The sequence below is a fragment of the Novosphingobium resinovorum genome (genome assembly GCF_027922145.1).
Lineage (GTDB): Bacteria > Pseudomonadota > Alphaproteobacteria > Sphingomonadales > Sphingomonadaceae > Novosphingobium > Novosphingobium resinovorum.
In genome coordinates this window covers 1-13,269 of sequence record NZ_BSFC01000004.1, presented here as the reverse complement: position 1 = coordinate 13,269, position 13,269 = coordinate 1, and the positions used below count along the sequence as shown (strand labels likewise).

At 57.6% G+C, this 13,269-nt stretch carries 12 protein-coding genes and 4 pseudogenes; 10 read left to right on the top strand and 6 right to left on the bottom strand.

Annotated elements, in window-relative coordinates:
• Nucleotides 1-262 precede the first annotated feature (262 nt).
• A complete protein-coding gene (locus PKE80_RS03045; protein WP_271181225.1) occupies nt 263-1,087 on the top strand; it encodes an IS5 family transposase in 825 nt (274 codons plus the stop codon).
• 219 nt (nt 1,088-1,306) lie between these two features.
• On the opposite strand, the pseudogene PKE80_RS03040 reads toward PKE80_RS03045, so the two are convergent.
• Nucleotides 1,307-1,960, bottom strand: a pseudogene (locus PKE80_RS03040) (IS21 family transposase); the annotation flags it as partial.
• A gap of 827 nt (nt 1,961-2,787) precedes the next feature.
• On the bottom strand, nt 2,788-3,351 hold the full coding sequence (locus PKE80_RS03035; protein WP_271181224.1) for a polysaccharide biosynthesis/export family protein: 564 nt from the start codon (nt 3,349-3,351) through the stop codon (nt 2,788-2,790).
• Between the two features lie 511 nt (nt 3,352-3,862).
• Between PKE80_RS03035 and PKE80_RS03030 the strand changes: the two are divergent.
• Nucleotides 3,863-3,988 (top strand): annotated as a pseudogene (locus PKE80_RS03030) (transposase); the annotation flags it as partial.
• Here PKE80_RS03030 and PKE80_RS03025 read toward each other — a convergent pair.
• The 3 genes and pseudogenes from PKE80_RS03025 to PKE80_RS03015 form a co-directional block, all read right to left on the bottom strand.
• Nucleotides 3,984-4,085, bottom strand: a pseudogene (locus PKE80_RS03025) (hypothetical protein); the annotation flags it as partial. The pseudogenes PKE80_RS03030 and PKE80_RS03025 sit on opposite strands and share 5 nt — an antisense overlap.
• Before the next feature lie 57 nt (nt 4,086-4,142).
• Complete coding sequence (locus tag PKE80_RS03020; protein ID WP_271181273.1) at nt 4,143-4,628, bottom strand: helix-turn-helix domain-containing protein; 486 nt, start codon at nt 4,626-4,628, stop codon at nt 4,143-4,145.
• A gap of 9 nt (nt 4,629-4,637) precedes the next feature.
• Nucleotides 4,638-5,513 carry an ISL3 family transposase gene (locus PKE80_RS03015; RefSeq protein WP_271181223.1) on the bottom strand — a complete coding sequence of 292 codons (876 nt, stop codon included), beginning with the start codon at nt 5,511-5,513 and terminating at the stop codon, nt 4,638-4,640.
• Nucleotides 5,514-5,875: 362 nt separating this feature from the next.
• Between PKE80_RS03015 and PKE80_RS03010 the strand changes: the two genes are divergently transcribed.
• The 3 genes and pseudogenes from PKE80_RS03010 to PKE80_RS03005 all read left to right on the top strand — a co-directional run bounded on the left by PKE80_RS03010 (nt 5,876) and on the right by PKE80_RS03005 (nt 7,114).
• Nucleotides 5,876-6,529: an IS66 family transposase gene (locus PKE80_RS03010; protein WP_373877734.1), complete on the top strand. Its 654-nt coding sequence runs from the start codon at nt 5,876-5,878 to the stop codon at nt 6,527-6,529.
• Nucleotides 6,526-6,816: pseudogene (locus PKE80_RS25280) on the top strand (UPF0149 family protein); the annotation flags it as partial. The gene PKE80_RS03010 and the pseudogene PKE80_RS25280, both read left to right, overlap by 4 nt.
• A 31-nt stretch (nt 6,817-6,847) precedes the next feature.
• Complete coding sequence (locus PKE80_RS03005; RefSeq protein WP_271181221.1) at nt 6,848-7,114, top strand: YecA/YgfB family protein; 267 nt, start codon at nt 6,848-6,850, stop codon at nt 7,112-7,114.
• On the opposite strand, the gene PKE80_RS03000 is transcribed toward PKE80_RS03005, so the two are convergent.
• Nucleotides 7,080-7,913: an IS5 family transposase gene (locus PKE80_RS03000; RefSeq protein ID WP_271181220.1), complete on the bottom strand. Its 834-nt coding sequence runs from the start codon at nt 7,911-7,913 to the stop codon at nt 7,080-7,082. The genes PKE80_RS03005 and PKE80_RS03000 overlap by 35 nt on opposite strands.
• Nucleotides 7,914-8,473: 560 nt before the next feature.
• Here PKE80_RS03000 and PKE80_RS02995 point away from each other — a divergent pair.
• From PKE80_RS02995 to tnpC, 5 genes are all read left to right on the top strand, one after another.
• Entirely contained in the window at nt 8,474-9,700 is a 1,227-nt protein-coding gene (locus PKE80_RS02995; protein ID WP_271181219.1) for a glycosyltransferase, read from the top strand.
• Nucleotides 9,701-9,763: 63 nt separating this feature from the next.
• Nucleotides 9,764-10,744: a polysaccharide pyruvyl transferase family protein gene (locus PKE80_RS02990; RefSeq protein WP_271181218.1), complete on the top strand. Its 981-nt coding sequence runs from the start codon at nt 9,764-9,766 to the stop codon at nt 10,742-10,744.
• Nucleotides 10,745-11,210: 466 nt separating this feature from the next.
• Nucleotides 11,211-11,579, top strand: coding sequence for an IS66-like element accessory protein TnpA (gene tnpA, locus PKE80_RS02985; RefSeq protein WP_036524684.1), 369 nt, complete (start codon nt 11,211-11,213; stop codon nt 11,577-11,579).
• Nucleotides 11,576-11,809, top strand: a complete 234-nt coding sequence (gene tnpB, locus PKE80_RS02980; protein ID WP_271181217.1) for an IS66 family insertion sequence element accessory protein TnpB — start codon at nt 11,576-11,578, stop codon at nt 11,807-11,809. The genes tnpA and tnpB overlap by 4 nt, the downstream gene beginning before the upstream one ends.
• A 33-nt stretch (nt 11,810-11,842) precedes the next feature.
• On the top strand, nt 11,843-13,269 hold a 1,427-nt coding region (gene tnpC, locus PKE80_RS02975; protein WP_271181216.1), incomplete at its 3' end, for an IS66 family transposase.

The window sequence follows — 13,269 nt, the reverse complement described above, 5'->3', positions numbered from 1 at the left end:
AGGCGGAAAAATCTCAACCCCGGATATACCTAAGATGGCGCAGGGTTAGTCCGATAAAAATTACGATAAAATCTCAATTCATCCCGTTTATGCGTCCCGTTGTCGATTTAAAAGATGTGGAAAGACCCGCTTTGGGGGTCACGTCCGTCAACGTGGTGTAATTTCGATTGTGAACCGCACCGGGTTTGCCGGAGGCTCCAACTCCTGAGAGCCCGTTTGAGAATGGGTTGATGCGGCAACGCGGGCGTGATTCAAGCTTGGCATGTGGAGCCGAGCGAGCCGTAGCCGGATGGCAGGATTTGAAAAGCGATCGAAGCGCTACCCGACCGATCTGACGGACGAAGAATGGCTGTTCATTCAGCCGTTTCTGCCGCCCGTGGCCAAGCGCGGTCGCAAGCCAGAAACGGACCTGCGTGATGTCCTCGATGCGTTGCGCTATCTGGCCCGAACAGGTGGTGGATGGCGAATGTTGCCGAACGACTTCCCGCCCTGGCAGACGGTGTATTGGTGGTTTCGCCGTTTCGTGCGCCGACTGCTGTTCCGCACGATCCACGACGTTACCCTCATGCTGGACCGTGAACGCGAAGGGCGTGAGCAAAGCCCGACGGCGGCCGTCGTGGATAGCCAGTCGATCAAGGCGCCAGCGGCAGAAAAACGGGGCTTTGATGCAGGCAAGAAGGTCCTCGGTCGTAAACGGCACATTGCCGTCGATACCGATGGCCGATTGCTCATGGTCAATCTGACCACTGCCGACATCTCCGACAGCGCTGGCGCTCAAACGATCGTCGCGGCCGTTCGCAAGCGATGGCCGTGGCTGAAGCATTTGTTCGCCGATGGCGCCTACGACCGCACCCGCCTGATGGACGCCGCCGCCTATCAGGACTTCGTCCTCGAGATCATCCGCCGCTCCGACAAAGAGCCGGGCTTTAAGGTGCTGCCAAGGCGCTGGGTCGTCGAGCGTACCTTCGGTTGGATGACCCGGTGGAAACGCCTCGTCCGCGACTACGAGCAGCGGATCGACGTCTCGGAGGCCATGATCCATGTCGCTCTAGGCAGTCTCATGCTCCGCAGAATTGTCCATCCATGACATTCTCAAACGGACTCTAAGAAGGTGGAGCCTATATGAGCGCCAGAGATCGCTGACCGAGCTGTCCCCGGGCATTGGGAAGGCGATCTCATCCTCGGTCTCGGCCGTTCCGAGATCGGCAGGCACGTTTTCGGGCACAAGCGCGGCGTGCTCCCGCATGCGGTAGCTGGACGATCTGGATGACGACGGCGTGATGCAGCAGCCTGTCGAGCAGGGCCTGGTCAGGTCGACCCTGGCATCCGCGTCCAGATTGCGGAAGGCGGCCGAGAGGCTGTCGGTACGATGAAGCTTCGGCGCGCCGCCTGCGGACCAGAGCGCGTTCTGCAGCCCTTCAGCCAAGGCGACGAAGCTCTCGCCGCCCAGGATAATGTGCCCGTGTTCGAAGCCGCCACACGGAAGCCGGAAGTGATAGAGCAGATGGTCCATGGGCTGTCCGGCAATGGAAACTTCCAGATCGTTCATGCACGTAAAATCGGACAAGCCGAGCCGCCCGGCCTCGTGCACTTGCCGGAAAATGACTTCGCGATCTCGCCCGTTCATGGCGCGCCAGTCGCGAATGCGCCTCTCCAGGGTTCGCCGGGAGCCAAACTCCGTCTCGGGATATCGGCGCCGCAGCTCCTCGAAGATCGCTATGGGCCGAAGGCCCGGGACAGCCTCTAACATCGGCACGACAACTTCATCGAAAATACCGGCAAGGGGGTCGGGTCGGCTGCGCGGTGTTTGCCGCTGTGATGGCAGCCGGGTGTCCTGCAGAACCCGACAGCCCGTCGCCGGACTGAACCCGGCCTTCGCCGCCGCCAGGGCGACGGGGTCATAACGTTTGTTGGTCATGAAAAGTCTCACTTGATGATCGTTGATGTGTCGGCCGGCCACACGCCAAGTCCCCCTCCCCGGAAAACCCGATGCATAGCGGCCACCACGACCATCACAGGCACCCGGCAAAGAGTGCCTCCGGTGTGTCGGGACGGGCTACGGGCTACGCCCTACGCCAATCCCGACACACCGGATTCTCATCTTGATTGTCGCGCTTCTTCATCCAGATCGCCGCGCGACAGTTTTGATCTGTCGGCCCTCCAGGCTGCGCCCGGGGGCGTCGCGAAACGTGACTTGATAGGAGCCTGAGGGAGTGCCCCTCGCCAAGTGTCCGATTGTACACGACAAGGCCATCCGCATCGACATCGGCCGCCATGATGATGCAGCACGCTCTCGGCGATAGTGCGCAGGAAATCTCCGTCTCCGGTCTTCGCCATCAGTTCGGTAAGCGGTAGTCTGTCATCGGTCATCGGTCATCGGTCATCGGTCATCGGGATTAACTCCTCGGTGGGCGTGTGAAGTGTGGTAACTCCACCTTACCGATGAGCCCGATGGCCACCGAGATCGAATCCCATGGGGTGGGGCATGCCCCACCCCATGGGACCAACTCAATCTACAACGGAAATTGCACCACGAGCACGGACGCTAACCGGCTTGGGAACCCCGCTTGATGCAGACTTTACGCAAGTTGTTATAAGTACGAGAACCCCATAGGCTCCAACATAATCCGCACCCCAGTGACAAAAACAGGCGATTCGGCAAAAGTTCGGACAAATTTTTTCAGATTTTAGGTAATTAATTAAATTATACACCTATATTACAGTACAAACACGCCTTAAATCGCAAAATAATTGATTAACTGAATAACACTTTCAGCTGCCTGCAAACTACCTCGTCGCAACGATAGCGAAAACGTTAAATATAGGCATGGTCTTTAGGAAATCCTGCCATAGGCCTTTTGAGCGCGAAAAACCGACCATAACGACGTCTCCATCGAGAATCATTGGATCCGGAGAAAGTCCTACGCGAATATCCTTTAAGTTGAAGCGAGCCGCCATTGGCTTTTCGTCGATTGTACGAAATACGACTACCTCGTCGAGCTTAGCTGTAATCGTGGGACTTTCCGCCTTAGCAAGTGCTGCCAATAGCGTAGTGCGACCCTGCATTTCATAAACACCGGGTTTCTCCACCTCGCCTTCTACAGACACATAGCTTGGAGCAGCGGTTTTAACCGAAACGGACACTTGAGGGTCAACAAGATAACGGTTTCTAAGCCTCGAAGTAATTTCTCCGGAAATCTCATCTGCACTTCGGCCTTCGGCCTTCAGCGGGCCAACCAAGGGAACCTGAATCACTCCAACGTCATCCACGCGCAACTCTTCTTGCGACAAATCCGGCTCGCCGAAGACACGAAGCGTGAGGATGTCCTTGGGTCGAATCGGATAGGCCACGGGCACGGGGACTGTTGCGGGGATTACGTCATACGCAGCTGGCCCTTGGGGAAGGTTAGGATTTGAACTTGTTGTGCTGCATCCAGCGAGAGCCGAACTCGCCATCAGGGCAAGCGCAATAGCAATTTTAGTTCTAGGCACTACCGGGTATCTCCATGGCGGCATGGGTGTGAACTAGGCGTAATGTTAGGAAAGAGATGGCGCAAGCGTGACAGAGACCTTCCTACCAGTCACCGGTCGTGGTGACACCATCCAAAGTGCACACTTTCGTTGGATTGAGCTGTCACTGTCACTGTAATTTTCCTTGGAGCGGGGCTCTCCCGCACTTTTGATGCAATTGCTTCGCTTTCTCCCCCGCATCGACAAACGTCACCGGAGAGGTGACCTGAGGAATCCGCACACTGAGATAGTTGAATTTTCTGCCTGAGAGCAGCCAGGAAGGCTGCGAGACAGGAGCAGAGAATGAGCAGACGACCCCGGGGGCAACCGCAGCGCGTCCTTTAAGGCGAAGGTGGCGCGTGCCGCGAACAAGGGCGAGAAGACGCTGGCGGAGTTGGCGCAGGATTATGACTTGCATCCCAATCAGATCACAACGTGGCGCACCCAGTTGCTCGAAGGGGCGGCCGGTGTGTTCGGGTCTTGTCGCGCAGTAACCCATCCACGCCTTCGGCCATGAACCTTTCCTGCCAGCGCCATACGCACGTCTTGGATTTGCCCGTCGCCATCATGATCGCCTGAGAGGCTGTTTGGAAAATCGTTGGCGGGGGTTGTCGCGAGGCTCTGGGTCTGATTCAGGCTCTGGATGTGGACCCATCAGAGTCGAGGTCGCATGAGCGCATCATGGCATGGAAGCGATCGAGGGCCTCACGTGCGATGATCAGCGCGGGCACGGCCTTTTCGATCGCCGCGTTGATCAAGGCGGTTTGCGCAGAACCGGTCTCGCGTTCGGTGGTCATGCTGCGCGCAATGGTCCGCGCGCTCAGCCCAGCGCCACCAGAGTGGCCGAGTTTCTCATCGCGACGGCGGCGCGTAGCCCATTCGCTGACAACCCGCAGGGAGCCAGCAAAACCGGATGCCTTCAGCCGACGCCAAAGTTCCGCGCCGATCCTGCACCCCACGTTCCACTCGGCCTCGAGTGTCAGCGACCAAGCGTCGAGCGAACTCTCGCGGCTGCGGAACGTATCGTGCCGCTGGCCGCGCAGAACCTTCCGGATCGTCTGGCGCGAAACGCCGGTTGCGCGCGCCATGGCCTTGATCGGTATGCCTTGCGCGGCCAGATCGATGATCTAACGATTGAGCGCCTCACGCAATTGCGCACCATCCCACTGGATACGCTCGGCGCGGGTCAAGGTTGCGGGATCAACTGGGCCAGTGGGCGCCAATGCCCGACGTAGGCAGAGCATTTCCGAGCGCACTGCGGCGAGAAACGCTGCCGAGGCATTCTCGAACAGGTGCCAGCGGTCGGCCACCTGCCGCGCCTGCGGCGCCGCTTCGCTGGCTGCGACACCATACCCCGGGCCTCGGTCACGGCAGATGATCTCGACCTGCGGGTTCTGGCGCAGCCACGCGATCACAGTATCGCGCCGGCGATCGGGCAGCAGGTCGATGACCTGACGGCGCTCGAGATCCACAACGATGCTGCCGTAGCTGTGGCCGCGGCGCCAGGCGAAGTCATCGATGCCGACCACCCGCGCGGGCGGCGGCAGTTCGGCGGCAGGATCACCACGCCGTAGGACACGCAGCATCGTGTCGCGCGACCACGGCATCGCTAGTCGCGCCATCATCCGCGCCTCGGGCCGACCGCCTAGCGCCACCGCTGCTGCCCGTACCAAGGCGTCGCAGCGGCCCACCCTGCGGCCATATCGACGGCCAACCGGCGGCGCCAATGGTTCGCTGAACGTGCGTCGTTGGCAAGACGTGTGCGTGCAGCGAAACCGACGGACCGACAGCCGAAGCCGAACCGTGCTGCCGCTGACCGGCAAATCCGAGAGCGTGCGGTCGTATCGACTGTGAAAGGACGTCGATGGGTTAGCGCAGTCCGGGCAGATCGCTCCAGCAGACGCCAAGCGGCCCGAAACCTCAACAGTTCCGTCCACGACAGCCCTGCTCTCCACAATCAAACCGGGTAGCGTCAGGCTGCTGTCCCATGCTTTCACGGCCATTGACCCGTACTCCTCGCTTTCCGTGAGCTGGAGTTCGCGGCTACCCTTCGAATTTGTCAAATCTGCACGGAATTTGAGTCAGACCCCTTTTTGCACGCCGCTGCACATACCGGTCGTTCAGTGGCACGAAATGATCGGTGCCCCCACGATCGCTGACGCCATCCTTGACCGCCTGAACCACAACAAGGCATCTATGACCAAACTGCGCCGGCTGTCCGGGACTTAGCGAAACGCCTGTCCGCGATTTTGTGAAACGGCTGTCCAGAACTTCTGAAATACGCACGCACGGCCTGATCCGCACCTGGGATGCCAGCGCGGCGAATGCACACGATGGCGCAAGGCTGTCCAATCAGATCCGAGGTATGATGAAAACATTCGGCTTGATTGTGCCGAAAGGCCGTGGCCGCGTGTTCGAGGGTCAGGCGCCAGCGCCGCGCAGGATGATCGAAGGTGGGATAGCGACGACCTCGCTGATCGCCTGGATCGTGACACAGCGCTTCGCATGGTATCTTCCAGTTTATCGCCAGGCCCAGATGCTGGCAGGGCATGGCCTGCAGATTGATCGATCGACGCTGACGCGCTGGCTGAAGTGCGCGGCCTGGTGGCTCGAAGGCCTTTACGATCTGCAACTGCGGGCAATCCATAGTCACCCACGTATCCACGTCGACGAAACCCGGATGCCCGGGACTGGGGACGGCAACGGCAAAGTCCGCATCGACCAGTTCTGGGCCCATGGAACCGATGATCGCCCTTGGAATGGCCCGGCACCACCGGCGGTGTGCTATGTCCACGCCCGTTCCCGAAGCCATCACACGATATCCGAGCAGCTTGGACGCTATCAGGGCGTGCTCCAGGTCGATGGCTATCGTGCCTACAAGGCCTTCGAGAGCCCGGACGGGTTGTCCGGAGAGATCCGGCTCGCGTTCTCGGGCGAGGTCCTCAACAACGATCTCGACCAGCTCCTGGCATGGAACTGGCGCCCCGCTGAGCCGGCCGCTATGCGACTGGCCGCATGAGCAGCACCAGTCGCTTCAAGCGCCCGAAGAAGCCCATAAGAGCGCGCATCCTCACCCATGACAAGCTTGAGGAATGGCTGGCCACTCGCGAGCATCCGATGCCGGGAGTATCAATGATCGACGGCGATCTCGCCGCGCTCGTCGTATCGCCCCAGTTCATTCCTCCCGAAGACTGGCTGCGTCCTATAGTCGGAGACGGCATCGCCTGGGCGCCGGATGGCAGTATCGAGGAGGCTGTGCGCAACACGATCTTCCAGCGGTATAGTCAGATTGGTGCGACCCTGTCCGGCGGCCCGAAGCGCTATGCCCCCCATCTACATGCGCACGGACGGCGGCGAAGTTCTCCTGGAGGACTTCGCCAACGGCTTCTACCTCGGCATGCAGCTCAACATCGACGACTGGAAGCCACACATATCCAATCCGGAAATCGGCCACCCACTGACCGCCATCCTCGGCCATTGCACGACTATGATGCCTGAGGATCAACGCCAGGACGCACTACGCGGCCAGGCCGGTGAAATCCTGGCTAAGTGCCTGACTCGGAAGTTTTTCAACCGTAGCAATACCTTGCAGTTCTGCGGGTAAGCATGCGGATAGAAGCTATCGTCGCCCATGCCGTAGAGGATGCGATGGTGGTTTCCCAGTCCTTGGCAAGGCGGCGGCATCGGCCAAGCCATGCGAAGGTGCGTTCGACGACCCATCGCCGAGGGAGAACCTGAAAGCCCTTCGCCTTGTCCGAACGTTTGATGATTTCGATCGTCCAGGCACCCGAGCCGGTCAGGGCGGCACGAAGCTTGTCGCCGGCATAGCCTCCATCTGCAAAGACATGGCGCAGCCAAGGGAAGCGTTTGCGTACGGACTTAAGGACATCGACAGCACCGTCGCGGTCCTGAATGTCGGCGGTGTGGACGAGGATGAAGATGAGAAAGCCGCAGGTGTCCGTCAGGATGTGGCGCTTGCGGCCTTTGATCTTCTTTCCCGCATCATAGCCGCAAGGGCCGCCGCTTTCCGTTGTTTTCACCGACTGGCTATCGATCACACCGGCGCTTGGCGAGGCTTCGCGCCCCTCGATCTCCCGCAGGTTCAAGACCAGCACCGTGTTCATGGCCTCGAGCAGACCGGTGTTGCGCCAAACGTAGAAGTAGCGCTGGACCGTCGAAACCGGTGGAAAGCACTTGGGCAGAAGCCTCCAGGCGCAGCCGCTTGCCGCAATGTACAGCAGCGCATTCATCACTTCGCGCATGTTCGTTGTGCGACGTCGACCTCCGCGCCTGGCTGGCGGGATAAACGGCGCCGCCAATTCCCACTCCCTGTCCGTCATATCGCTGGAATAGCGCAACCCTTTCCGGCTATGCTCCTGCCGGGCAATACCAGTCCATGCCATTGTTCACTCCATCTCTCGCAGGACGGCGTGAATCACAACATGCTGGTATTGCTCAACAACTTTCGGGGCGGGCTCTAAGTCCTGGAAGGTCGTTCCGGAGCTGGTCGAGATGCTTCACGTCAGCATCGGCGGCGCTCGAAACGTCGAAATCCGATAACCAGCAGCGTCGACGTGGGGCTCTCGCACCGCTAACCCCCAAACGTTTGGGAAAGCCCACATCTGCGGAAACTTCGGTGCCCATTTTACAATTCGAGGCGCCCGCCTTGCTTGCTTCAGGATTTTCCCTCATTCCTCCACAACTGCATTCTTGCCGCAGCGCAGCATGAACGGCAATGTTCGTTCTTGGCACGCTCTTGCGGACTGGAATATGGCTGCATATCAGTTGTTAGCTCGCATAACGCAATATTCATAAAAGTATAGATTATGATGAAATTTTCTGACATTAATATTATTTGCAGAATTGGCGTTTAGAAAAAATCAATATCATCGTATATTGAATTCATGCCGGCCGTGCAGCGCATTAAAATCTATCATGCCTAATATAGTTGAGGCTAAAATTGATGAAAATTCTTCAAATAGGCAGCTATCTTCCTCCAGATTTAGTTGGAGGGGCTGAGTATACTGCCAAATGCTTCGCTGATTCCTTTGAGCGTGCAGGTCACCAAGTTGTTAACTTGCGATGGAAGATGCCTCCTTCGGCTGGATTTAGAGGCTCAGTCGCTCCTTCAACTGTAGGGGGATGGGAGTTACGCGCCTGGCGTCCGATGGAGCCAATCAGATCAGCAGCACTCACTCGCAAAGCTCTTTTCTATGCGATGGAATGGGTTATGCCCGTTAACGGTAACGCGCTCAATCAAATGATAGAGCAGGAGGCAATAGATCTTATCGTCGTGCACTCATTCCGCGGACTGGGCTATGATATTCTAAAAAAAATTGCAAAATGCAACCGGCCTATCGTAATGGTCTTGCATGATTTCGCGCTCATTTGTCTTAATAAAGGAATGGCTCGAAAGGGCTCAATTTGTAAGACATTGTGTTCTGTATGTCGGGCCGTGGCGAGGAGAAACAGTGAGGCTTTAAATTTGTCACCTCAAGTAGCACTGCTGTCACCATCGGCGTTTATGCTCGACCGTGTGCGATCGAACCTAAATTTGTCGAATGCCATCAGTCGTCATATTCCTAATCCGAATCGCTATAATTTCTTGCCTAGAGTAAGAGATAAAAGCGGTGCCTTAACATGGGGATACTTCGGCCGGATCGAGCCCGACAAGGGATTTGTTTCTGATTTGTTCGAGGCGGCGGACCGAATCCATCGACACTCCGGCGCTCGTTGGATTGTAGCAGGCAAAGGAAGTATGCAAGATGCTCTTACATCTTTCGCTCGCACTAGGCCATGGGTTGATTTTCGAGGATTATTGCCCGAAGACCAGATGGCACAGGCGTTTGACGCGATAGACGTTTTGGCTCTGCCGTCTCTCTGGCCGGAAAATTTCCCAGGCATCTTGGTTCAAGCATTGGGCAATGGTGTTCCAGCAGTCGGCTTTGACATTGGCGGTATTCCTGAAGTGATTGACCATGGAAAAACTGGAATAGTCGCACCTTTTAAAGATTTCCAAGCCCTTAGTGATGCAATTCTTTCATTGGACGCCGACCGTGATCGGCTAAAGAATATGTCAATTGCTGCATTGGATGCAGCAAATCGCTATGATGCTGATAAACTTGAAGGTCAGCTATTGGAATTGGTTACACAAGTTGTGTCGAGGCAGGATTTCAGTGCGCTGCCGTGAAGTTCCCAAATAAAATCGGCGATAGTATTTAATTTTATTGCTATACAAAGGAGCGGTGTAGAGATGAATATTGAGCCGGATCATAAGTTTCGCGTGATCGCGGTGCTTGACCCAAGCGTAACGAGCGAGAACGTTGGCGACGAGATAATTTTTGATTCTGTTAAGGCGGAAATCAGGCGTCTATTTGGCGATCCACTGCTTATTCGAGTGTCGACTCATGCTTATATGTCTGGTGATGCATCTCGACTTCTTAAGAAGGCATCGTATGTGTTCGTCGGCGGTTCTAATTTGCTCAAATCCAAGATGGAGTGGAACATTCAGTGGAAGTTAAGCCCACTTGACCTGTTGAATCGTCGTAATGCGATCTTACTGGGATGCGGCTGGCGTCACGATGAGGGAAGGCCTACCCCTTACACGCGGATGTTATATAATAGAATATTGTCACCGACGGCATTGCATTCACTTCGTGATAGCAGTGCACAAGCTCAGTTACAAAAGGCTGGCTTCAGTAAGTCGCTAAATACCGCTTGCGTTACTATGTGGAATCTAACCCCTGAGCACTGCGCTGCAATTCCTGCGCAGAAGGCGGATAACGTCGTGGTAACTCTTACAGCATATCATCCTGACGTCGAAAGTGATAAGAAATTACTAGAAGTTGCATTTAAAAACTATAAAAATGTTTCTTTATTTGTTCAGCAGCCAGAAGATTTTCTATATGCTCGGTCGCTAACTGATAATGATTTTTACCGAGTTGTCGCTTCGCTGGATGCGTACGACGAATTATTAAGTCAGCCTACTGACTATATAGGAACTCGGCTTCACGGCGGAATGCGCGCAATTCAGAGGCAAAGACGTGCGTTAATTATTGTGGTCGATAATCGCGCGCGAGATATTGGCCGCGACACCGGACTTCCGATTGCGAGCCGGCAGGACCTTGCCCAGCAGCTCGATGGGTGGATCAATACTCCACAGCCAACTCGCATTGCATTGCCCGACGCAGCCATAGCAGAGTGGCGCAGCCAATTTGATATAGGAAGCGCCTAGTTTAGAGTTGACTCACGCGGTAAAGACTGAAAATTTAAGGACTTCATCATCGACCGGGAGGATCCCGGTCGATTTACGGTACCCCGCCCCTTTCTGTACCGCTTTTGGTTTGACTCTGAACTACGTAAGCGCCGAGGGAACCAAACCTTATGGGAATGGGTATCGGCGTGAAGTTCAGCTCAAGCTTATCAAACGGCCGATGTATGGCCGCGCGGGCTTGGAACTCCTGCGAGCTCGCGTGATGGTCTGAACAGCACCAAAAGTGCGGGAGAGCCCGCCCTCGGTGTTCCGCTGTCTTGGTGCAGGCACCAGCGAGGCGTCCACGAGTTGCCCGGACATTGGAATGTAGCCCTTCTTCTGGAGGTGACCGCTGCACCGACCGTACCCATCCGGCGAGGCCCGCCTTGCCGATGAGGTGAGCGAGCGGTCTTAAGTGCGCTCTTAAGAGTGCGCTTAGGAGCGGTCGATGGGTCAGATCACGGTGTTTTCCGGGCCGGAGCGGCGTCGCCGTTGGAACGACGAGGAACGGCAGGAGATCCTGAACGAGGCCTTCGCGCCGGGGGCCTGCGTCGCCGAAGTGGCACGGCGGCATGATGTGTCGACCGCACTGGTCTACACGTGGCGGCGTAAGCTGCGCGATGCTGTCGTCGAGCCCGAACCAGGCGATTTGGCCGCTCCCGGTTTCGCAGCGGCCGTGATGATCGAGGATTTGGACGTCGCTCCTTCCGAACTGCAGCCGGCGATCGTCATCGACCTGGCACGCGGCAAGCGGATCAGCATTTTTGCCTCGGCATCGCCGGTGCTCGTGGCCGCGGCGTTGAAGGCGTTGCGATGATCCCTTCGGGCGCCCGCGTGTGGATCGCGATGGGGCACACGGATATGAGGAAGGGGATGCAAGGGCTGGCCTTGCTGGTCCAGCAGGGCCTCAAGCGCGATCCCCATGGCGGCGACCTGTTCGTGTTCCGCGGGCGGGCTGGATTGGCGGCAGGCGATTGTTCACGACGAGGTGCTCGTGCCGACCCTCGCATGAGCGATGAAAGCTCGGAAAACTGCCGTTTTATGTAGGCGGGAAATGCCGCTTGCGCTATAGTCCGGGGCATGCGGTTCGACCTTGATCGCCTCCCCACAGACCCCGTTCTCCTGCAGAAAATGCTGCGGGAGATGGCCGAGATCATGGAGCTGGAGCGGGCCGAACTGGGGGCGGCAAAGCAGACCGTCAAAGCTCAGGGTCTGACGATCGAGAAGCTGGAGCACCGTCTTGCTCGGCTGCTGCGCGTCCAGTTCGGTCGCAGCTCTGAGAAAATGGATATCGCGCAGTTGCGGCTGATGTTCGAGGAGGTGGATGCCCCGGAGCCGGCCAATGATGACGCTCCTGCGGCGTCGAACGCGAAACCGACGCGCAAGGCCGGAACCAGGGCGCCGATCCCCCTACATATCCCCCGTGAGACGACCCAGCACCTTCCGGAGCCATGCGGTTGCGGTGGTAGCGAGACCGTCATCTGCGAAGACGTCACCGAAGTGCTGGATTACGTACCCGCCTGCTTCCGTGTCCTGCGTCATGTTCGCCCTCGCATCGCCTGCCGATCCTGCGAAACGATCCGCCAGGCGCCGGCCATCGATCTGCCGTTGCCCAAGGTGATGGCAAGCAGCGCATTGCTCGCGCACCTCGTCGTCAGCCGCTTTGTCGATCATCAGCCCTGGCATCGCCAGTCGGTGATCCTGCGCCGGCAAGGGGTGGAGATCGATCGCGACGTGATGGGCCGCTGGTCGCGCAAGCTGGCCTGGTTGATGGCGCCGCTCGGCGAACGGTTGCTCGTCCATATCCTCGAAGCTCCAAAGATACATGGCGACGAAACGCCGGTGACTTTGCTGCAAGGCGAAGACGGTAGCCATACCGCCTACTTCTGGGTCTATCTGCGCGACAGCCGATCAAGCGGGGACATGAGCCCGCCTGCCGTGGCGTTCCGCTTCACGACCGGGCGCGGCGGTAAGCATCCGGCGGCCCACCTTGCAGGTTACCGTGGATACCTTCAAGCCGACGGTTATGCTGGCTACAACGCGCTGTATCATGACCCCAAGACCAAGGCGCCGCGCGGCGTGATCGAGGTTGGCTGCTGGGCTCACTCGCGACGCAAGTTCACTGACATTCTGGAAAAGAACCCATCGCCGGTAGCTGCTGAAGCGGTCGTGAGGATCAGCGAATTGTTCGCGATCGAACGGGATATCAAGGGAGCGCCGCCCGATGAGCGGCGACGGGTTCGCCAGCAGCAGGCTCTCCCGAAGCTTGCAGCCTTGCGGCCATGGTTGCATGCCCAGATGCAGGGATTGTCCTCGGACAGCGCCTTGGCGAAAGCATGCCGTTATCCCCTTAACCGCTGGGCGGCGATGGTCCGTTATTGCGAAGATGGCCTGCTGGAGATCAGCAACAACCTGGTCGAAAATGCCCTGCGCGGCGTTGCAACGACTGGTTCATTATGCACCTCCTCTTCAAACGTCCGGAAACAGGGACTTTTGGTTTTCCATTT